This is a genomic window from Nocardiopsis rhodophaea, from assembly GCF_039530945.1.
Lineage (GTDB): Bacteria > Actinomycetota > Actinomycetes > Streptosporangiales > Streptosporangiaceae > Nocardiopsis_C > Nocardiopsis_C rhodophaea.
Genome location: NZ_BAAAPC010000012.1, coordinates 80,250 through 101,101 on the forward strand (window position 1 = coordinate 80,250; position 20,852 = coordinate 101,101).

General features: G+C 72.6%; 12 protein-coding genes. 8 read left to right on the forward strand and 4 right to left on the reverse strand.

Annotation, left to right across the window (positions count from 1 at the left end; genetic code table 11):
- Positions 1-169: 169 nt before the first annotated feature.
- Positions 170-3,283, forward strand: a complete 3,114-nt coding sequence (locus ABD259_RS14745) for an AfsR/SARP family transcriptional regulator (protein WP_344102870.1) — start codon at positions 170-172, stop codon at positions 3,281-3,283.
- A gap of 79 nt (positions 3,284-3,362) precedes the next feature.
- On the opposite strand, the gene ABD259_RS14750 is transcribed toward ABD259_RS14745, so the two are convergent.
- The 3 genes from ABD259_RS14750 to ABD259_RS14760 are packed head-to-tail and all read right to left on the reverse strand — an operon-like array spanning position 3,363 to position 6,684.
- On the reverse strand, positions 3,363-4,346 hold the full coding sequence (locus ABD259_RS14750; RefSeq protein WP_344102872.1) for a carbohydrate kinase family protein: 984 nt from the start codon (positions 4,344-4,346) through the stop codon (positions 3,363-3,365).
- A complete protein-coding gene (locus ABD259_RS14755) occupies positions 4,343-5,614 on the reverse strand; it encodes an AGE family epimerase/isomerase (RefSeq protein ID WP_344162942.1) in 1,272 nt (423 codons plus the stop codon). The genes ABD259_RS14750 and ABD259_RS14755 overlap by 4 nt, the downstream gene beginning before the upstream one ends.
- A gap of 50 nt (positions 5,615-5,664) precedes the next feature.
- A complete protein-coding gene (locus ABD259_RS14760) occupies positions 5,665-6,684 on the reverse strand; it encodes a LacI family DNA-binding transcriptional regulator (RefSeq protein WP_344162945.1) in 1,020 nt (339 codons plus the stop codon).
- Between the two features lie 364 nt (positions 6,685-7,048).
- On the opposite strand from ABD259_RS14760, the gene ABD259_RS14765 reads away from it, so the two are divergent.
- The 6 genes from ABD259_RS14765 (at position 7,049) to ABD259_RS14790 (ending at position 17,638) form a co-directional block, all read left to right on the forward strand.
- The gene (locus ABD259_RS14765) at positions 7,049-8,347 is read left to right on the forward strand and encodes an ABC transporter substrate-binding protein (RefSeq protein WP_344162948.1); all 1,299 of its coding nucleotides are present in this window, start codon (positions 7,049-7,051) and stop codon (positions 8,345-8,347) included.
- An 830-nt stretch (positions 8,348-9,177) separates the two neighbouring features.
- Positions 9,178-10,149 carry a carbohydrate ABC transporter permease gene (locus ABD259_RS14770; protein WP_344162951.1) on the forward strand — a complete coding sequence of 324 codons (972 nt, stop codon included), beginning with the start codon at positions 9,178-9,180 and terminating at the stop codon, positions 10,147-10,149.
- Complete coding sequence (locus ABD259_RS14775; protein WP_344102881.1) at positions 10,146-11,054, forward strand: carbohydrate ABC transporter permease; 909 nt, start codon at positions 10,146-10,148, stop codon at positions 11,052-11,054. The genes ABD259_RS14770 and ABD259_RS14775 overlap by 4 nt, the downstream gene beginning before the upstream one ends.
- The gene (locus tag ABD259_RS14780; RefSeq protein WP_344162954.1) at positions 11,051-12,352 is read left to right on the forward strand and encodes a glycoside hydrolase 5 family protein; all 1,302 of its coding nucleotides are present in this window, start codon (positions 11,051-11,053) and stop codon (positions 12,350-12,352) included. The genes ABD259_RS14775 and ABD259_RS14780 overlap by 4 nt, the downstream gene beginning before the upstream one ends.
- A 19-nt stretch (positions 12,353-12,371) precedes the next feature.
- On the forward strand, positions 12,372-14,537 hold the full coding sequence (locus tag ABD259_RS14785) for an endo-beta-N-acetylglucosaminidase (RefSeq protein WP_344162957.1): 2,166 nt from the start codon (positions 12,372-12,374) through the stop codon (positions 14,535-14,537).
- Positions 14,538-14,590: 53 nt separating this feature from the next.
- Positions 14,591-17,638, forward strand: coding sequence for an alpha-mannosidase (locus ABD259_RS14790; RefSeq protein ID WP_344162960.1), 3,048 nt, complete (start codon positions 14,591-14,593; stop codon positions 17,636-17,638).
- A gap of 167 nt (positions 17,639-17,805) precedes the next feature.
- Here ABD259_RS14790 and ABD259_RS14795 read toward each other — a convergent pair whose 3' ends face one another.
- Complete coding sequence (locus ABD259_RS14795; RefSeq protein WP_344163176.1) at positions 17,806-19,392, reverse strand: alpha/beta fold hydrolase; 1,587 nt, start codon at positions 19,390-19,392, stop codon at positions 17,806-17,808.
- A gap of 388 nt (positions 19,393-19,780) precedes the next feature.
- Here ABD259_RS14795 and ABD259_RS14800 point away from each other — a divergent pair, with 388 nt between their 5' ends.
- Positions 19,781-20,779, forward strand: coding sequence for an LCP family protein (locus ABD259_RS14800; protein WP_344162963.1), 999 nt, complete (start codon positions 19,781-19,783; stop codon positions 20,777-20,779).
- The last annotated feature ends 73 nt before the right edge of the window (positions 20,780-20,852 follow it).

The following is a 20,852-nucleotide window of genomic DNA, read 5'->3' on the forward strand; positions in this document are numbered from 1 at the left end:
GAATCGGGATGGAAAACGGTTGGACGTCCGGCCGACCCCTCCTCCATCCTGGTCAGCTCCGTCCGAATGCGACCCGATAGCGTCGTGCCCGCGAGACCGTCGGGCACGAGTTGGCGACCGGTTGGGGAACCCGTCCGGCGGGCTCGGTATCCGTCGTCAGGGAGTTGGCATGGAGTTCGAGGTTCTCGGACCGCTGGAGGTGCGCGGCCACGGCGGTGGCGTGCGGCTGTCGCCCAAACTCGCCGCGCTGCTGGCCGCGCTGCTGTGTCGGCCCAACGTCATGGTCTCCGAGGCGCGGCTGATCGAGGCGCTGTGGGAGGACGCACCACCCAAGTCGGCGGTCAAGAGCCTGCAGGTCTACGTCCACCACGTCCGCCGGGCCCTGGGAGAATCGGGCCGCGTTGGGCGCGGGCCGGTGGGCTACCGGCTGGTGACGGCGCCGGGAGAGGTGGACGCGGTCCGCTTTCAGGAGCTCGTGGAGCAGGGGCGCCTCGCCGTTGCCGAGGGGGATACGGAGCGCGGCGGCGATCTGCTGCGTCAGGGGCTGGAGCTGTGGCGCGGACCGGCCTTCGCGGGCCATGACACGATGCCCCTCGTCCGGGAGGAGGCGGCCCGGCTCAACGAGATGCGCCAGGTCGCGGCCGAGGAGCGCATCGAGGCCGAGCTGTCCCTCGGCCGACATCGTGAGGTCGCCGCCGAACTCACCGCTCTGGTGGCCGAGTTCCCCTACCGCGAGCGCCTCCGCGCCCAGCTGATGACCGCGCTGTACCGGATGGGCCGGTCGAGCGAGTCACTGGAGGTGTACCGCGAGGGCCGCGCCCTTCTCGCCGACGAACTCGGCCTGGAGCCCGGCCGCGAGCTGGTCCGGCTGGAGCAGGCGATCCTCACCAACGACGCGTCCCTCGATCTCCCCGATCGGCCACCGCGGGAGCGCCGCCTCGCCGCGTCGAAGGCGGGCGGTGACGGCTTCTCCGCAGGCGGCCACGGCGCCGCGGCGCATGCCTCAGCGCCGGTCCCGGCCCAGCTTCCCCCTGACATCGCCGATTTCACCGGGCGCCGGTCCCAGGTGGCGCAGCTCGGCCGCGGACTCGCCAGCGAGCCCTCCGGCCCAGGGAGCGACGACAGCGGGGATCGGCTCCCCGCGTCGCCCATGGTGATCTCGGCGGTCGCTGGAATGGGCGGCATCGGCAAGACGGCGCTCGCGGTGCACGTGGCCCACGAGCAGGCCCGCAACTTCCCCGACGGCCAGCTCTACGTCAACCTGCGCGGCGCCGAGGAGCGCCCCGTCGACCCGGCGCAGGTGCTCTCCCGGTTCCTGCACGCGCTGGGCCTGGAGGGCGGCGCCGTGCCGGACGGGCTGGAGGAGCGCTCCGCGCTGTACCGCAGCCGCCTCGCCGACCGCAGGGTGCTGGTCGTCCTGGACAACGCGGCCTCCGAGCGGCAGGTGCGCCCGTTGCTTCCCGGTACACCCGGATGCGCGGTGCTCGTCACCAGTCGGGCGCGGCTGACCGGACTGGAGGGTGCCCGTCTCATCGACCTCGACGTGTTCGAACCGCGCCAGGCCGTCGAGCTCCTGGCCGCCATCGCCGGAGCCGAGCGGGTGGCGGCCGAACCCGTGGCCGCCGAGGAGATCGTCCGCCTGTGCGCCTACACGCCTCTGGCGGTGCGCATCGCCGGGGCGCGGCTGGCCGGGCGTCCGCAGTGGACCCTGACCCGGATGGCGCGCCTGCTCGGCGACGAGCAGCGCCGCCTGGACGAGCTCGCCACCGGCGACCTGGCGGTCCGGGCCAGCTTCTCCCTCAGCTACGCCGGGCTGGCCGACGAGACCCGGCGCGCTTTCCGCCTGATGAGCACGCTGGAGGTGCCCGACTTCACGGCGTGGGCGGTCGCCGCGCTGCTGGACTCCTCCCTGGACCAGGCCGAGACCCACATCGAGACCCTCGTGGACGCCCAGCTTCTGACGATCGCCGCGACCGACGTCACCGGTCGGCTGCGCTACCGCATGCACGATCTCGTCCGCCTCTTCGGCCGGGAGCGGGCCGAGGCCGAGGATCGCCCGGAGGACCGGGTCGCCGCCCAGCGGCGCGCGTTCGGTGCCTGGCTGTGGCTGGCCGAGCAGGCCACCGAGTACGTCCCCGGTCCCTGCTACGCCACGATGCACGGGGAAGCGCCCCGCTGGCCGCTACCCCCCGGCGAGGCCGCCGAACTGCTCAGCGACCCCATGGGGTGGTACGACTCCGAGTGGGCGGCGATGTCCGCGGTCGTCCTGCAGGCATGCGCGATGGAGGAGGCCGAGGTCGCCTGGGACCTGGCCGGGTGCCTGGGCAAGTACTTCGACGTCCGCGGCAGGTTCGACGAATGGCGGCGCACGCACGAGGCCGCCATCGAGCTGTGCCGCGCGGTCGGCAACAAGCGGGGCGAGGCCGTGCTCTGGCGCGGGCTCACCGACCTGCAGACCTGGTCCACCGCCCAGCACAGCGACGACGCCATGGCCGGGATGTACGAGCACTCCCAGCAGATGCTGGACCTGTTCCAGGAGATCGGCGATCGGCGCGGGATGTCCGACGCCCTGGTGATGCGGACCTGGGGCCTGGTCTCCCAGGGGGCGTCGCGCCAGGCGAGGGCGTCGGCGGAGGCGGCGCTGGACCTGGCCGAGGCCGTCGGCTACCTCGGCGGGACGGCGCGCGCTTACCACGTGATGGCCGTCGTCGACCACGAGGAGAACCGGAACGACGACGCCGTCACCCACCTGACCAAGGCCCTCGAACTCGCGCGGCTGCTCGGCAACCCCCGCTTCGAGGTCACCGCGATGCAGTTCCTCGGCGCCGCCCAGTGCCTGACCGGGGACGTGGCCGACGGCCGCGACAATCTGCTGCGCTCCCTCGACATGGCACGGGCGCTGGAGGACCGGTACTCCGAGGTGTTCTCCCTGCTCTACCTCACCCGGTTGTACATCGCGCTCGGCGATCCCCAGGCCCTGACCACGGCGGCGACGGCCGCCGACCACAGCCGCCGCAAGGGCATGGACCACCACCTGGCCGACGCGCTCACCCTGCTCGGTGAGATCCAGCTGGCCGACGGCAGCACGGCCGAGGCTGTCACCACCCTGGAAGAGGCGGTCCGAGTCTGGCGCACGCGCGGATGGCACTCCTTCCTCGCCCCCGCGCTGCGCGCCCTGGGCCGGGCCTATGCGGCCACCGGACGGGAGGAGGCGGCCCGGGAGGTCTGCCGGGAAGCCGGCGAGATCATGCGTGAACCCGTCGACACCTCCGCCGCCGACTGATCCCGCCCCTCGCCGTTGATCTGAACCTTTTTATCCCCCAGAGCACAGCGGAGGGACGGGAGACACCGGTGGTGGGGGCTCAGGAGGACAGGTAGGGGGCCAGATCCGCCTCTGTCGGCGGCTGGGCGCCGGGGCGGGTGCAGGTCACCGCGGCGGCCGCCCCAGCGGTGGTCAGAAGTGTGCGCAGGTCCCGCTCGCCGAGGTCGGCGACGGCGTCGGGCGCGACGTCCAGGCGGGCGAGCGTGTGCAGGAGCGCGCCCATAAACGTGTCGCCCGCGCCGATGGTGTCCTGGACCTCCACGACGGGAGCCGGGACGGCGAGGTCGCGGTGGCGGGTGAAGGCGCGGGCGCCCTTGGCGCCGGCGGTCACCACCACCAGCGCGGCGCCCTCGGCGAGCAGCTGCCGGGCCGCCTCCTCCTCGTCCCTCCCCGGGTGCAGCATCCGCAGGTCCTCGTCGCTGGCCTTGACCACGTGGCTCAGCGCCGCCAGGCCGAGGTAGCGGGCGCGCGCCCGCTCGGGATCGCCGATCACCGCCGGGCGGACGTTCGGGTCGAACCCGAGGACCAAGCGGCCGCGGTCGCGCTCCCGGGCCATGAGGCGCTCGATCGCTTCGGCGCCGGGGCCGCGGAAGGCCGCGACCGAACCGACGCACAGCAGCCGCAGGGAGTCCGGCAGCGGCGCGGCCAGTTCGGCGTCGCTCCACTGCCAGTCGGCGGCCCCGTCCATCCAGAAGTCGTAGCGGGCCTGGCCGTCGGTGCCCAAGCTAGTCAGAGCGAGGGCCGAGGGTTCGGCGGCCGCGACGGCCAGGTCCAGGCCGATCCCTTCGGCCGCGAGCCGCTCGCGCATCGTCGCGCCGAATCCGTCGGCGCCGAACCGGGCCAGGAAAGCGGTGGGGGTCCCCAGTCGGGCGGCGGCGACCGCGATGTTGGCGGGGCCGCCACCCGGCACGGCCCGGTAGACGCCGGGTTCGTCCCCGCGCGGGATGAGGTCCATGACGTTTTCCCCGAGGACCGCCAGTCGGGGCGCGCCGGGCTCCGGCGGCAAGGTGCGGGGTGCGCTCACGGGGTCTCCTCGGGTCGTTCCCGCTGCTGCGGGATGTTGTCGTCGGAACCGCCGCCGACCGCCGAGACGAAGGCCGAGGCGGGCGGGAAGCAGGGCAGGATCGCGGCCTGGAAGGCATGGTAGATGTCGGGCTTGCCGACCCACACCGTGGAGGCGGGGCGGTTGTCCGGGTCGAGTTCGTGGTGCCAGCTGCCGTTCCGCCGGTCGATGAGGTGCCGCGCGGCGTAGTCCCACCACGTGCGGTACCAGCGCTCGTAGCGGGCGTCCCCGGTGCGCCGGTACAGAGTGGCCGCGGCGGCGATCGCCTCGGTGGCGACCCAGTGCATGCGCTCCCGCACCACCGGGGTGTCGTCCCAGTCGTGGGTGTAGACGAACCCGGGGGCGCCGTCGACGTCCCAGCCCCGCCGTACCGCCGCGTCGAACAGTGACGCAGCGTCGTTGAGCAGCCACGCGGGCGCGGCGGGGCCGCGGGCCAGCTCGATCTGCACCAGCAGCCGCGCCCATTCGAGCAGGTGGCCGACGGTCACCCCATAGGGCCGGAAGGGGTGGGCGCGGTCGTCGGTGTTGTAGTCGAGAACAGGCTCCCAGCCGGGGGTGAAGTGCTCGGGCATCCGCCACTCGTGGGCCGCGGTGACCTCGTGCACGACGAATTCGGCGATGCCCAGCGCACGGTCGAGCCACACGCGCCGCCCGGTGGCGGCGGCGGTGGCGAGGAACGCCTCGACCAGGTGCATGTGGCTGTTGGCGCCGCGGTAGTCCTCCGGGTGGGTCCAGGCGCGGTCCCAGCTCTCCAGGTAGCGGCCGGTGCCGCCGTCGGTGAAGCGCTCCTCGATGACGGAGGCCGCCTCCTCCAGCAGCTCCGGGCCGCCCTCCCGACCGGCCGCGGTCGCCGAGGCCGCCGCGAGCAGCACGAACGCGTGGTCATAGGCGGACTTCACGGTTCCCTCGGGCCGCCCGTCAGTACCGAGCCCGGCGTACCAGCCGCCGTGCTCGGCGTCGCGCAGCGGCCCGAGCAGCGCCCGCACACCGTGGTCGGCGATCGGGCCGGAACCGGGGACGCCCATCAGGTCGGCGAGGGCGAACACGTGGGTCATCCGGCAGGTGATCCAGGTGGGGGTGCCATGGGCGGCCAGGAGGGCACCGTGGTCGTCGAGCCAGCCGAATCCGTTCCCCGGGCGCTCGGCGTCGGCGGCGAACGACAGCAGCCGCCGCGCCTCGGCGCGCAGCCACGCCTGGTGGAACGGCCGGTCGGGCCAAGAGTGGCGCATGGTCGGTGAGCTCCTTCGTCGCGTCGGGTCGGTGCGGTCCCGCGGGCCGGTCAGGCGGGGGGCGGGGCGGTGCTCTCGCGGACGATCAATTCGGGCACGTCGAACTCGACGTCGGTCGGCGGTTCACCGTCGAGCAGATCCAGCAGCCGCCCCGCCGCCGTGGCGCCGAACCGGGAGGGGTCGCGCGACAGCGTGGTCAGCGTCGGGTGGGTCACCCGGCACAGAGTGGAATCCTCCCAGGCCACGATCGACACGTCCGCGGGAACCGCCACCCCCGCCTGGCGTGCCGCCGACATCCCGGCCACGGCCATGACGTCGTTGTCGTAGACGATCGCGGTCGGATGGTCGGCCGCCGCCAGCAGGGAGCGGGTGGCGCGGGCGCCCTCGGTCTCGCTGAAGTCGGTGGTCACGGCGGTCGGAGCGGTACCGGTGGCGCCCCTTCGGGTGGCCGCCTGGAAGGCGGCCGAGCGCCGCTCGGTGTGCAGCAGCCCCGACGGGCCGGACACGTGTGCGACGCGCTGGTGCCCCAGCTCGCGCAGGTGGGTGACGATGCGGGCCATGGCGCGGGCATCGTCGATCCACACGCCGGGCAGGATGCCCTCGGGGTCGGGGCCGCCCGCCAGCACGGCCGGCATCCCGAGGGAGCGCAGCGCGGCCGGTCGGGGGTCGGCGCTACGGGGATCGACCACCAGCACACCGTCGACCCGGCGCTCCGCCCACCACCGCCGGTACAGCCCGATCTCCGCCTCGACGTCCTCGACCAGGTGGAACAGGAGCGCGTTCGCGCGCTCCGACAGCTCGGCCTGGATGCCCGAGATCAGCTGCATGAAGAACGGCTCCACGCCGAGTGTGCGCGCCGGGCGGGCGACGGCCAGGCCGACGGCTCCGGCACGCTTGGCTGACAGGGCCCGGGCGGCCGTGTTGGGCTGCCAGCCCAGGGCGTCGGCGGCGGCCAGGATGCGCTGACGTGTGTGCTCCGAGACGCCCGGCCGCCCGTTGAGCGCGAACGAGACCGCGGCGGAGGAGACGCCGGCGCGCCGCGCGATGTCGGCGATGGTCGGGCGTCGCACAGTGCGGCCTCCTTCGCGGCGCGTGGCGGTCCCGCCGCGCCGGACAAATAGCGGCGGAGCGACGGAGGAACGGATTTATTAATCGGTTCAGTGAAGCATGGTGGTGTGGTCGCCCACAGCAGGGGGAGTGTACCCGCGCGGTGATCTCCGCGTCGGTCGAAACGGGCGCGGGTGCCCGCCCGGACGTTCGGTCAGAAATATCGAGTACCCGTATTGACGAGGCCGCGCCCGTGGGTTCATGTTCGTCGTTGAGTGCGGAACTTAAGCGCTTTACCAATCGCCGTGCGAATCGGCGGGCCCTGGGGCCGTCGGCGGCGCGCCGACCGCGTTGGTGCCGTGCTCCGCGAACAGAGGAGGCCGTGCCATGCGCATCAGCCAGCACGCGAGCATCGGCGCCCTGGCGACCGCCGCCGCCCTGGCGGCGTCCGGATGCGGGATCGGTGGCAGTGCCGAGAACGCGGCGCCCCAGGGCGAGATCACCGGTGCGGCCACCGGTGAGATCACCTTCCAGACGTGGAATCTCAAGGCCGACTACAGCGACTACTTCAACGCCGTCATCGCGGCGTTCGAGAAGGAGCATCCCGGCGCCAGGGTGAAATGGCTGGACCAGCCGGCGGAAGGGTACGCCGAGAAACTCAGCGTCGACGCGGCGGCGGGAGAACTGCCCGACGTCGTCAACGTCGCCCCCGACCTCGTCTACCCGCTGGCCGAGGCCGGGCTGGTGCTCGACCTCGATGAAGCCCGCCCCGAGGCGTCCCGGGCCTATCTGCCCGACGCGTGGTCGGGCTTCGCCATGCCGGGCCTCCCCGGCACCTACGCCTACCCCTGGTACCTCAACACGGGTCCGATCTTCTACAACCGCGCGCTGTTCGAGAAGGCCGGGCTCGACCCGGACGCGCCGCCCACCACCTACGGCGAGCTGTTCGACCAAGCGATCGCCATGGCCGAGGCGACCGACGGGGAGATCGCCATGCTCGGCCAGACCCCCGGCATCGTGGACCTCGGTCTGTACGGCTCCCAGCTGATGAACGAGGACGGCACGGCGTTCGCCTTCAACGACGCCGCCGCCGTGGAGATGGTCCAGCGCTACAAGGTCATGTACGACGCGGGTGCGCTGGTTCCCGAGGCGCTCACCCAGGACTACACGGGCAGCGGCGAGCAGTTCATGAGCGAGGCCATCGCCTGGGCCCCCGGCAGCGCCTACGACCTGGACAATTTCCGCACCAACGCGCCCAGCCTCTACGAGAACGTCGGCATCACCGAGATCCTCACCAACACCGGCCAGGCACACATGTACCTGCAGGGGCTCGCTGTCTCCGCGCGCGCGTCCCATCCCGCGACGGCCGCCGCCTTCGCCGAATTCGTCACCAACGCCGAGAACCAGGAGGCGTTCGCCCGCGAGGTGCAGATCTTCCCCAGCACGGTCGGGTCGCTCGACGACCCCTACTTCACCGAGGAGGACGGCACCGACGATGGCCGGGTCCGCGTCGCGGCGGCCCAACAGCTCGCCAACGCCACCAGCTACACGCCGGTGCGCTTCAGCGACCAGATGCAGAACATCCTGCGCAACGAGATCGCCCTGGCCATGCGCGGCGACAAGACCCCGCGGGAGGCGCTCGACGCCGCGGTCGACGCGTGCAACAGCCTGCTCGACACGGAGTGAACGACGATGCCGTCTCCGGCCGCGTACGCGCTCATCCGGCGGGTCCATGCTGTCCATTTCGTCCTCACAATCCCCATGGTCACCGCGGGCTGGAACAGGGTTAGGGGTCGTGGGTCTGCTGGGCGGCCTTGTCGGTCGTCCTCCTTTCCGGCGTTCTTGGGGGAAAAGCGGCGGCGACGGGGGCGGGGTGCTGGGGGTGCCGGTCGTCTGAGGGGGTCCTGCTGGGCGGGGGCAGCGGTTGCGGGTCGCTTCGCTGGTCTCCTTGCCGGTGGATCGGGGGCGGCGGCAAGGTGGGGGTGGGACGCCCCTGATCGGCTATCTGGTGGGGCGTGCGGGCGGCCCGAGAGTCGGATTGTGGGCCGCCGTGCGCCGGGAATGTCCGGTTTGCCACAAGTTCTCCGCGATGATCATGGGAATCGTCCCGGTTTTGTCCGGTTTGTCGGGATGATCGCCATGATCATCGCCGGAGGGGGCCTGCGAGAGTGGGGTGCTCTCGCATCGCGGAAGGCCCCTCACGCGAAGCGAGCCGGCCAGCCAGCGCCGCGAGCCCCCGCCCGGCCGCACCCGCCAGGGGACCGGCGAGCTCAACTCCCTGCCGTCCTCGGTGCCGCTTTTCACCCAAGAACGCCGGAAAGGGCGACCGCTGACAAGGCCGCCCAGCGGACCCGGGTTCCGCACCTCGCCGCGTCCATCCGCGATCACGGGGATGGTGTCGATTTCCGGCCGTCCTTCGACAGCATTGCCATGATCATCGCCGAGGGGGCCTCCCTCCCGCTCGCGCGTCGCTACGTGCGCCATTGGCCAGGCCACGGACACGAAGGTGGGGCCGCATGAGTGCCGACGCCCTCCTCCGGGAACGACGGCCGGACCGCGACGCGTCCAGCTCCCGAAACGGCCGCGCTTCGGCGCGGCGGTCCGGGCCGCCTCTGCAGGGGGCGGCCACGCCCTGGCTGTTCCTCCTGCCGGGACTCGCCGCCTGCCTCATCTTCAACATCTCGCCCTTTCTCACCACCGTCCTCCTGGCGTTCACCGACGCCCGCACCATCAGCCCCGGTACCTTCACCGGCCTGGACAACTTCGCCCGCATGGCCGACGACCCCCGGTTCTGGCTGGCCCTGCGCAACGGGGCGCTGTACGTGATCGGTGTCGTACCGCCCCTGGTGTTCCTCCCCCTGCTGCTGGCCCTGCTGGTGCGCGACAAGGGGCCGGGCATCGGGTTCTTCCGCACCGTCTTCTACACGCCGGTGATCGCCTCGGCCGTGGTGGTGGGCCTGATCTGGACCTGGCTGCTGGACAGCCGCGGACTGGTCAACGGCACCCTGGAGGCCCTGGGCGTGCTGAAGGACCCCGTTCCCTTCCTCACCGACGAGTGGCTGCTGCTGGCCAGCGCCATGATCGTCACCATTTGGAAGGGGCTGGGGTACTACATGATCATCTACCTGGCCACCCTCGGCCGGGTCCCGGAGGAACTCCACGAGGCCGCCCAGGTCGACGGCGCCGGGGCCATCCGCCGCTTCTTCGTCGTCACCCTGCCCGCGATGCGCACCACGATGACACTGATCTCGGCGCTCAGCGCCGTCGCGGCGTTCCGCGTCTTCACCGAGATCTTCATCCTGTCCGGCGACACCGCCGGACCGGGCGGCCGCGACATCACCCTGGTCATGCTGATCCGCGAGGTCAGCTCCGGACTCAACGGCCACGTCGGCTACGGTGCGGCGCTCAGCCTGGTGCTGTTCGGCCTCACCCTGGGCCTGCTGCTGTCCGTGCTGCGCCTGCAGACCGGCCGGAAGGACCCCCGATGAATGGGACCCGGATCCACCGCCCGACCGCGTCGTCCCCACCACCCGGAGCGCGTCCATCCCGCCGGGTGGCCAAGCGGCGCGTGGGGCGGCGCACCCGTACCGTCCTGCGCTACGCCCTGCTCCTGATCATCATGGCGATCAGCGTTGGCCCCTTCCTGTGGCAGCTGTCCACCGCGCTGAAAGGCATCGGCGAGGACATCTACGCCAGCCCGCCGCGCTTCGTGCCCGATGACCCCACCCTGGGCAATTTCGTCCGCGTCGGCGAGGTGCTGCCGGTGTGGGGATACGTGTGGAACTCCGTGCGCGTCGCGCTGGCCACCGTCGTGCTCAACGTCGTCGGCGCCGCACTGGCCGGGTACGCGCTGGCCCGGTTGCGCTTCCGCGGCCGCCTGGCCGCCCTCGGCGTCTTCATCCTGGCGCTGCTGGTCCCCGGCGAGGCCATCATGGTCGCCCAGTTCCTGATGATGCGGTCGGTCCATCTCAACGACACCCTCATCGCGGTCGTGCTGCCCGGCATGGTCGGCGCGCTGAACGTGCTGCTCATGTACAACGCCTTCCTCGCGCAGTCCACGCAGATCGACGAGGCCGCGGTGATCGACGGCGCTAACGCCTGGCAGCGCTTCACCCGGGTCGCGCTTCCCTCGGTCAAGGGGACGATCGCGGTCGTCGCGATCTTCGCGTTCATGGGGGCCTGGGACGATTTCCTGTGGCCGCTGATCGTGCTCAGCGACCCCGACAACTACACGCTCACCATCGGCCTGAACTACCTCAAGGGGACGTTCGTCGGCGACCAGCGGCTCATCGCCGCGGGCACCATCATCGCCGTCGCACCGCTGATCCTGCTCTTCCTCACCCTGCAGCGCTACTTCTTCCGCGGCGTCAACGAAGGGGCCATCAAAGGATGACGGACGCGACCACCGAGCCCGCGGAGCCGACGCCGTCCAGCCGCGTCTCCGGCCCGCTGCGGTTCGGGGCCAACTACACGCCCACGCGCGGCTGGTTCCACCACTGGCTGGACTTCGACATCGGCGAGGTCCGCGCCGACCTGGAATCGATCGCCGCCCTTGGCCTCGACCACGTCCGGGTCTTCCCGCTGTGGCCGGTGTTCCAGCCCAACCGGACGCTCATCCGGCCGAGCGCCGTCGAGCAGCTGCGGCGCCTGGTCGACACCGCCGCCGCGTGCGGGCTCGACGTCGCCGTCGACGGGGTGCAGGGGCACCTGTCCGGCGTCGACTTCCTCCCCGCCTGGACCCGCACCTGGCAGCGCCGCAACCTCTTCACCGACCCCGACGCCATCAGCGGTGTCGAGGCCTACCTGCGCACCCTCGCCGCGGCACTGGCCGACCGCCCCAACTTCCTCGGCATGACCGTGGGCAACGAGGTCAACCAGTTCTCTGGTGACCCCCACCCCGACCCGGACCGGGTGGACCCCTCCGGCGCCGCGGCGTGGCTGGACCGGATGCTCAAGGCGTGCGAGGACAGCGCCCCCCACCGCCTCCACCTGCACGCGGAGGACGACAAGGTCTGGTACCTCGACGGCCACCCCTTCACCCCCGAGCACGCCGTGGGTCGCGGCGCCGCCACCACCGTGCACTCGTGGGTGTTCAACGGGACGGCGCAGCGGCACGGCCCCACCGGCGCGGCCACCCTGCACCACGCCGAATACCTGGTGGAGCTGGCCACTGCCTGGGCCCCGGACCCGCGACGTCCGGTCTGGCTCCAGGAGGTGGGCGCGCCCCGGCCGCACGTCCCGCCACGGTCGGCCGCCCACTTCGCCGAGGCCACCGTGCGCAACGTCGCCACCTGCGCCAACGTGTGGGGAGTGACCTGGTGGTGCTCGCACGACGTCGACCGCGCCCTGGCCGACTTCCCGGAGCTGGAGTACGACCTCGGCCTGCTGACCGTCGACCGCGAGGTCAAACCGGCGGGGCGCCGACTGGCCCGAATCGTGGAGGAGCTGCGCTCCCACCCGCCGGCCCCCGCGCCGCGCGGCCTCGCCCTCGCCTTCGACCCCGGCGACCCGGCGACCGCGCCGCGCCGCTACACGTGCGCGCCCGGCGGCCCGGTCTTCGAGGCCTGGGCGCGGCTGGCCGACGGCGGCGCCCGCCCCGCCCTGGTCCGCGCCGACCGCGCCGCCGACCCCGACCACCTCCGCTCGCGCGGCATCACCGAGGTGGTCACCCCCGATGAGGTCCTGCCCTGATACACAGGAGGAACCCGCCGTGGACATCCCCCATGACCCCGCCCGCCCCACCCGCCGCTGCGTGATCGCCGCCGGCACACTCATCGCGCTGGCCGCCGCGGTCTCGGCCACGGCCCTCGGCCGCCGTCCGGCGGCGGCCTCCTCACCGGCCGGCGCCCCGCCGCGCAGCGGGGCTGGCGGCGCCGCGCGGCCCGAGGCCGCCTACTGGTTCCCCGACTCCGTGCCCCACGGGCAACCCGACGAGGGCGTTGTCTGGCGGAGCCTGCTCGACTACCGCCCGCAGGACGACCCCGACCTGCCCTACAACACCGCCACCGTGCCGCTGGCCGAGCGCCGCACACCGGTGGGGCCCCACCCCGGCGCTCCCGTGGGCGGCGCGCGCGTGCAGTCGCTGGTGTCCTTCGCTCCGACCTCGGGCAACCCCAGCCAGGGAGAATGGGGGACGCGGAGCTCCTCGGTCGAGGGTGGCGGTGGGAGACGGGCGGGAGGGTCTAGCGCCCGCTACTATGCGCTGACGCACTGGTCCTACCTGGAGGAGCTGGTGTTCTGGGGCGGATCCGCGTCCGAGGGGCTGATCCTGGCACCCAACGCCCCCGTGGTCGACGCCGCGCACCGCAACGGGGTCCCGGTCCTGGGCACCGTGTTCCTACCGCCAACCGCCTACGGCGGTGACCTTCGCTGGACCCGCGATCTGGTGCGCCGCGACGACGCCACCGGCCGGTACCCCGTCGCCGACAAGCTCGTGGAGGTGGCGCGGGTCTGCGGCTTCGACGGCTGGTTCATCAACGCCGAGACCAGCGGGGGCGACACCGCCCTGGCCGACGCCGTGCGCGGCTTCCTCCGTCACATGCGGGCCGCCTCGGCGCTCCGCGTCTGCTGGTACGACTCCATGACCACCAGCGGGACCATCGCCTGGCAGAACCGGCTGAACGACGCCAACGAGCCGTTCTTCCACGACGCCGGGACGCCGGTGGCGCACACCATGTTCCTCAACTTCGACTGGACCGCCGACGGGCTCGCCGACTCCGCCGCCCGTGCCACCCGCCTCGACCGCGACCCGCACGAGCTGTGGGCGGGCGTCGACGTCGAAGCGCGCGGCTACCGCACGCCGGTCGACTGGGACGCCCTCTTCGCCGCCGACCCGGCCGGTGTCACGTCGATCGGCTTCTACCGGCCGGAGTGGACCCACACGTCGACGCCCGAATCCGCGCCGCCGGGGGAGTTCCACCGGCGCGACGACCGGTTCTGGACCGGGCCCTCCGGCGACCCGAGCGCCCCGGCCCCCTCCGCCCGGTGGCCCGGAGTCTCCGCACACGTGGCCGACCGCTGTGCCGCCGTGGTGGCGCCTTTCGGCACCGTCTTCAACACCGGCCACGGACTCCGGTACGCCGTCGAGGGGCGGATCGTCTCCGACCGGGCGTGGCACCACCTGGGCGTGCAGGACGTCCTTCCGCCCCGGCGCTGGGTACGCCGCGGCGACGGTACCAGCGCCACGGTCGACTTCGACTTCGATACGCCCTTCCACGGCGGAAACTCCCTGCTCTGCGCCGGGATCACCGCGGCACCCGCGGAAATCGACCTCTATCCCGTCCGATCGGTCATCGCGGCGGGTACGGACACGGTTGTGGAACTCGTGCACGACGGCGACGCGGGGACGACGGTCGAACTGGCCGTCGCCTGGGCCGACCCCGCGCGTCCGGGCGAGGCACCGCCATACGCGTACCTCACCGCCCCCGTCGAACCCATTCCGGGCACGTCCTGGTCCCGCAGCACCTTCCCGCTCCCGGGCGGCCCCGGCCGCACCCTGCGTGCGCTCGGGGTCCGGCTGCGGTCGAACAGCGAAGGCGAGGGCACGCGATGGCGGCTGGGGCGGCTCCGCCTGGCGCCGCGCGCCCAACAGCCGCCCGGACGCCCTCGCGCCCCGCGCATCGAGGCGGCGCACACCGACGCCGACGGCTCGGCCACGCTGCGCGTGCGCTGGTGCGCGGCGGGCAGCGCCCGCCACTACGAGGTCGCCCAGGCCACCCCCGACGGCCCGGTCCTGTTCGGCGCCACCGCCAGCACCGCCCACTACCTGACCGGCGTCCGCCGCTACCCCGGGGAGCGGGCGGCGCGGCTGGAGATCAACGCCGTCGGCGACGACTATCGGCGCTCCGCCCCGGCGGTGCTGCGCTACACCTGGTGAGCGCGGCGCGTCGGCCGACCACCGGCATCGACGAACGAGAATGAGAGGTGGACATGCACGACGACCGCACGCTGGTGGAGAACCGCGTCACCCGTGTCCTCAACGAGCGCATCCGCCCCGCCGTCTACCCCCACGCGATCCCGATGGAGATCGCCCGCTGGGACGCCCCCGGCGAGCCGGTGCCGGTCGCGGCCGGGCTGTCCGCCTCCTACACGGCCGCGTCCGTGGGCGACGCGTGGGGGCCGCCCTGGGGCACCACCTGGTTCCGGGTGCGCGGCGAGGTGCCGCCCGACTGGGCGGGCCGCACCGTCGAGGCCGTCATCGACCTCGGCTTCGACGAGCGCATGCCCGGCTTCCAGTGCGAGGGCCTCGCCTACACGGCCGACGGCGCCGTGGTGAAGGGGCTCAGCCCGCGCAACCGCTGGCTGCGCGTCGGCTCCCCGGCGGCCGGAGGCCAGCGGGTCGAGTACTACATCGAGGCCGCCGCCAACCCCGTCGTCCTGGGGGTACCGCCCTTCCGCCCGACCGAGCTCGGCGACCGGGACACCGCCCCTGACCGGCCGCTGTACGCGGTGCGCGGCGTGGACCTCGCGGTCTTCGACGCGACCGTGTGGGAACTGGTCCAGGACATGGACGTACTCGACCAGCTCATGCGCGAGCTGCCCGTCGACGCCCCGCGCCGCTGGGAGCTGCTGCGGGCGCTGGAGCGCGCGCTCGACGCCGTCGACCTGCACGACGTCAGCGCGACGGCCGCCCGCGCCCGGGAGGAGCTGGCCCCCGCGCTGGCCGCGCCCGCGCACTCCAGCGCGCACCGGGTCTCAGCCATCGGGCACGCGCACATCGACTCCGCCTGGCTGTGGCCGCTGCGCGAAACAGTGCGCAAGGTGGCGCGCACCACCGCCAACGTCACCGCGCTGATGGATGACCACCCCGAGTTCCTGTTCGCGATGTCCCAGGCCCAGCAGCTGGCGTGGATCAAGGAGCACCGCCCCGAGGTCTACGAGCGCGTCAAGAAGAAGGTGTCGGAGGGGAGGTTCGTGCCCGTCGGCGGCATGTGGGTGGAGGCCGACACCAACATGCCCGGGGCCGAGGCGCTGGCCCGGCAGTTCGTCTATGGCAAGCGGTTCTTCGCCGAGGAGTTCGGGGTCGACACCCGCGAAGTGTGGCTGCCCGACAGCTTCGGCTACTCCGCCGCCCTGCCGCAGATCGTGAAGCTTTCGGGGTCGGAGTGGTTCCTCACCCAGAAGATCTCCTGGAACCAGAAGAACCCCTTCCCGCACCACACCTTCTGGTGGGAGGGCATCGACGGCACCCGTGTCTTCACCCACTTCCCGCCCGTCGACACCTACAACTCCGAGCTGTCCGGCCGCGAGATGGCCCACGCCGAACGCAACTACCGGGAGAAGGGCGCGGGCACCCGGTCGCTGGCCCCCTTCGGCTGGGGCGACGGCGGGGGCGGCCCGACCCGCGAGATGCTGGCCCGCGCCGAGCGCCTGCGCGACCTCGAAGGGTCGCCGAGGGTGGAGATCGAGCGGCCGTCCGACTTCTTCGCCCGGGCGCGCCAGGAGTACGCCGACGCGCCGGTCTGGCTCGGCGAGCTCTACCTGGAGCTGCACCGCGCCACCTACACCAGCCAGGCCGCCACCAAGCGGGGCAACCGGCGCAGCGAGCACCTGCTGCGGGAGGCCGAGCTGTGGTCGGCGACGGCGGCGGTCCGCACCGGCCTCGACTACCCTTACGAGCGGTTGGACCGGGTGTGGCGCACCGTCTTGCTGCACCAGTTCCACGACATCCTCCCGGGCACGTCGATCGCCTGGGTGCACCGCGAGGCCGCGGCCACCTACGCTGCCGTGGCCGCCCAGCTCACCGAGGTTATCGAGACTGCCCAGCGCGCCCTGGCCGGAGCGCCGCCGGACGCTGGGGACGCGGAGGGCCCCCGCGTCGTGTTCAACGCCGCCCCGCACGCGCGCAACGGGGTTCCCGCGCTCGGCGCGGGGACCGCGACCTCCGCTTCCGGGAAGGTGCGGCACACCCGCGAGGGCGGGGCCCATGTGCTCAGCAACGGCCTGATCCGGGTGGTCATCGACGCCGACGGCCTGGTGGCGTCCGTGCTCGACCTGCGGGAGGGGCGGGAGGCCCTGGCCCCCGGTGCGCGCGGGAATCTGCTCCAGCTCCACCCGGACTTCCCCAACATGTGGGACGCCTGGGACGTCGACTCCTTCTACCGCAACACCGTGGTGGACCTGGTTGACGCCGACGAGGTGACGGCGGGCCGGGCCGCGGACGGCGGCGTGGAGGTGCGGGTGCGCCGGAGCTTCGGGTCCTCTGCGCTCACCCAGACGCTGACGCTGCGGCCCGGGGCGAAGCGGCTCGATATCGCCGCCGAAGTCGACTGGCGCGAGACCGAGACGTTCCTCAAGGCGGCCTTCCCGCTGGACGTCCGGGCCGATGACGCGGCCTCGGAGATCCAGTTCGGGCACGTCCGCCGCCCGACGCACACCAACACCTCGTGGGACGCCGCGAAGTTCGAGACGTGCGCGCACCGCTGGATCCACGTCGGCGAACCCGGCTACGGCCACGCGGTGGTCAACGACTCCACCTACGGCCACGACGTGACCCGCGACGTTCGGTCCGACGGCGGGACGACCACCACCGTCCGGCTGTCCCTGCTGCGCGCGCCGCGGTTCCCCGATCCCAGGACCGATCACGGCGTGCACCGCTTCTCCTACGCGCTGGTCCCCGGCGCCGAGGTGGGCGACGCCGTGCGCGAGGGGTACCGGATCAACCTGCCCGAGCGCGTGGTGCCGGGGGACGGCGACGTGTCGCCGCTGGTCGCCGTGGACCATCCGGGCGTGGTGGTGGAAGCGGTGAAGCTGGCCGAGGACCACTCCGGCGACGTTGTGGTGCGGATGTACGAGTCCCGGGGGGCCCGCGCCCGCGCCGAGGTCGCCTTCGGCTTCGACGCGGGCCGGGTCACCCGCGTCGACCTGCTGGAGCGGCGGCTGGCCGACGCACCGGAGCCGGAGGAGACCGCCGCGGGGGTCCGGCTCGCGCTGCGCCCCTTCGAGATCGTGACGCTGCGCGTGCCCCGTGCCCGGTGACACGCGGGGCGCGGGCGGGACACCCCGCCCGCGCCGCTGATCAGCCAGGTCACGGGAATCGGAGCGGGCATCGTCCCACGGGACGGCTTTCCCTTGCTGGTCTCGGGGCCCGCGCCTCGGGGCGGCGGGGCCCCTCTGCCCCGCCGCCCCGCGCTGGGGATCGGACGCTAGGTGGCGGGAACCGGAGCGGGGACCGCCGGAGCGGGCTGCTCTTCCTCTTCGTCGATCTGCTCCCGCACCTTCTCGGTGAGGTTGTCCTCGTCGGCGGCGTCGGCCGCCGTCAGGTCGGGCAGGGGCTTGCCGGGGCAGGTGGTGGCGCTTCCGGGCAGGATGCCGTCGATGAGGTAGTCGTCGATCTGCTCGGTGACGCAGTCGTAGTCCGGGCCGCCGTAGTAGCCGTGGTTGCTGTCGTTCTCGACGATGATGAGGCTGTCGCGCAGCCGCTTGGCCATTGCCGGTCCGCCCGCCCAGGCGGTCTGGGTGTCGTAGTGGCCCTGGACGACGATGCCGGTCGGGTAGCCGTCGCGCTTGAGCTCCACCGGCTTCTCATCGGGCGTGTAGGAGCGGAAGGTGCAGGGGTCGGGCGCGGAGAGGGCCCCGCCGAGCCCGTAGGCGTACTTGCCGGTGTACTCCCGCATGTCGGCGTAGTATCCGCCGATCCCCTTCGGCCAGTCGGCCTCGCAGCGGATGGTGGTGAACGTGGAGGAGCCGCCGTCCGCCAGACGGGCGCGGTCGGCGGCGATGCGCAGCGAACCCGCCCGCGCCGCCTCCTTGGCCTCAGCGCTGTCTCCCTCGCGGAAGCTGCTGATGACCCCGGCGAGGACGTCCCAGCCGCCCTGGTTCCGGTTGAGCGCGAAGACGGTTTGGTCGAAGGAGGAGCGGTCGAAGCCGTCGACGGGATTCTCGTGCAGCCGCTGGGCCACGTCCTCCATCGTCTGGAACACGGCCTCGGGGGTGTCGCCGAGGCCGAGCTCGGCATCGTGGTCCGCGGCCCACTCGGTGAAGCGCTCCACGTTCTCCGTGTGCGCGCGGGCCATGGCCAGCCAGGTGCCGCGCCAGACGCGGTCGGGGTGGATCGAGGAGTCGAGGACGCTGCGGTCCAGGCGCTCGGGGAAGAGGCTGCCGTAGACGGCGCCGAGGTAGGTGCCGTACGAGTAGCCGAGGTAGTTGGCCTTCTTCTCGCCGAGTACGCCGCGGATGACGTCCATGTCGCGCGCGGTGTTGGCGGTGGTGATGTGGGGGCGCAGCGATCCGGCCGTGCGGTCGCAGCCCTCCTCCGTGCGGCGCGCCCACTCGGTGTAGTTGTGCAGCTCGGCGCTGGTCGGCCGGGTGGGGAGGTCGAGGTCGTCGAGGTCGGGCTCGGTGCACCGGAGCTGGGTCGACTGCCCGACGCCGCGCGGGTCGAAGCCGATGAGGTCGTAGACCTCGCCGATCTTCTGCCTGCCCAGGTAGCTGGGCAACCCCAGCCCGCTGCCGCCCGGGCCGCCGGGGTTAACGAGCAGGATGCCGCGGCGGTGGTCGCGGTCGGCGGCTTTGTGCCGGGAGATGGCGACGCGGATCTTCTCGCCGCGGGGGGTGTCATAGTCCATGGGGACGACGATCTTGGCGCACTCCAGGCCGTCGAGCCCGGGTCCGGTGCAGGGCTTCCAGGTGGGTTCCTGGTCATAGAAGCGCGCGAGGTCGGGGGCGACCGCGTCGGCCGCCGCGGGCGGCGCCGACACGAGGACGCCGGTCAGTGCGGCGGCGCCGAGCATGCTCACAGCGGTAAGGACGCGACCGCCTCGTGTTCTGCCTCGTTTCACAGGCTGCCTTTCGGGGGTGGGGGAGGCCCTGCTGTCGCTGCGGGGGACAGCGGGCCGAAGCCGGCATAACGGCGACGACCCTAGAAACCCGGGTGGGAACGGTGGAACTGACAAAAGTCATAGTTCAAACAAGTGGCCGAATGCGGACAACTTGATCAGGGGTCTCACGGGTTACCTGACGGGAGGAGCCGGTGGGGGCGATGGGGCGGGGGTGGTGTGGGTATAGACGTCAGGTAGCGCTATGCGTACGTCTGGTCGCCGCCCGGAACACGGGACGGATGTGAGAAAAGCCCCGTCATCGGGAAGGGCAATCGCACGTCGCACGGATCGGGGATCCCGCATGGAGATGCTGTGGAGGCGAGGGTTCCGCATCGTCGTGGTGGTCCTGGCCACGATCGCCCTGCTGGGCGGTGCGGTGGTTGCGGTGGGGCTCTGGCGGCTCCTCACCCTCGACGGCAACATCGACCGGATCCCGGACGCCCTCCCCTCCGGGCGCATGGCAAGGAGCGGCGATCCGGGGGAGGTCTGGCTGCTGGTCGGGTCCGACCTGCGCGGCGACTCCACAGCGGAGAACTGGCGGGCCGGCGAGTCCCACGCCGACACGATCATCGTGCTGCACGCTCCCCAGGGCGCGGACCGCGCCCACCTCATCTCCATCCCCCGTGACGCCTGGGTGGACGTCCCCGGCCACGGCCCCGACCGGATCTCCAACGCCTTCCGGCGCGGCGGCGCCCGACTGCTCGTGGAGACGGTCGAACGGGAGACGGGGGTGATCATCGATCACGTCGCGGTGATCGACTTCCAGGGGTTCGAGCGGATGACCGACGCCCTCGGCGGTGTCGAAGTGCACCTGGTCGAACCGGTCCACGACCCGAGCAACGGCTGGTCCTGGCCGGCCGGGACCAACCGGATGAACGGCGAGGAGGCGCTCCGCTTCGTCCGCGAACGCAAGGGGCTGCCCAGCGGCGACCGCGACCGGATCAAACGCCAGCAGGCCTTCCTCAAGGCGATGGCCACCAAGGTGTCCAGTGCCGAGCTGCGGACCGACCCCGTCCGGCTCGACGCCTTCCTGGAGGCCGCCAGCGGGTCCCTGGCCGTGGACGAGGGCGCGGGCATGACCACGCTGCGCGCGATGGGGGCGCGCCTCCTGGAGGTCGGCCCCGAAGGGATGACGTTCCTCAGCCTGCCCATCAGCGGCACCGACTGGATCGACGGGAAGAATGTCGCCTACCTGGACGAGGCGGTGAAGCGGGACGTCTTCGACGCCCTGCGCGACGGCTCCCTCGACACCTACGTCGCCGAGTACGGCCTGGAGAACGACGTCGACGAGGTCCGCTGAGATGCGCACCGGCACCCGGCCGCGAGGCGTGGGGGAACAGGAGCAGACCGCGGTCCGCCACCGCGGGGACCAG

Excerpts from the sequence above, each read along its gene's own strand:
- ABD259_RS14745 (WP_344102870.1), top strand. The coding sequence starts at position 170 with ATGGAGTTCGAGGTTCTCGGACCGCTGGAGGTGCGCGGCCACGGCGGT.
- ABD259_RS14755 (WP_344162942.1), bottom strand. The coding sequence starts at position 5,614 with ATGCGCCACTCTTGGCCCGACCGGCCGTTCCACCAGGCGTGGCTGCGC.
- ABD259_RS14765 (WP_344162948.1), top strand. The coding sequence starts at position 7,049 with ATGCGCATCAGCCAGCACGCGAGCATCGGCGCCCTGGCGACCGCCGCC.
- ABD259_RS14770 (WP_344162951.1), top strand. The coding sequence starts at position 9,178 with ATGAGTGCCGACGCCCTCCTCCGGGAACGACGGCCGGACCGCGACGCG.
- ABD259_RS14775 (WP_344102881.1), top strand. The coding sequence starts at position 10,146 with ATGAATGGGACCCGGATCCACCGCCCGACCGCGTCGTCCCCACCACCC.
- ABD259_RS14780 (WP_344162954.1), top strand. The coding sequence starts at position 11,051 with ATGACGGACGCGACCACCGAGCCCGCGGAGCCGACGCCGTCCAGCCGC.
- ABD259_RS14790 (WP_344162960.1), top strand. The coding sequence starts at position 14,591 with ATGCACGACGACCGCACGCTGGTGGAGAACCGCGTCACCCGTGTCCTC.
- ABD259_RS14795 (WP_344163176.1), bottom strand. The coding sequence starts at position 19,392 with ATGCTCGGCGCCGCCGCACTGACCGGCGTCCTCGTGTCGGCGCCGCCC.
- ABD259_RS14800 (WP_344162963.1), top strand. The coding sequence starts at position 19,781 with ATGGAGATGCTGTGGAGGCGAGGGTTCCGCATCGTCGTGGTGGTCCTG.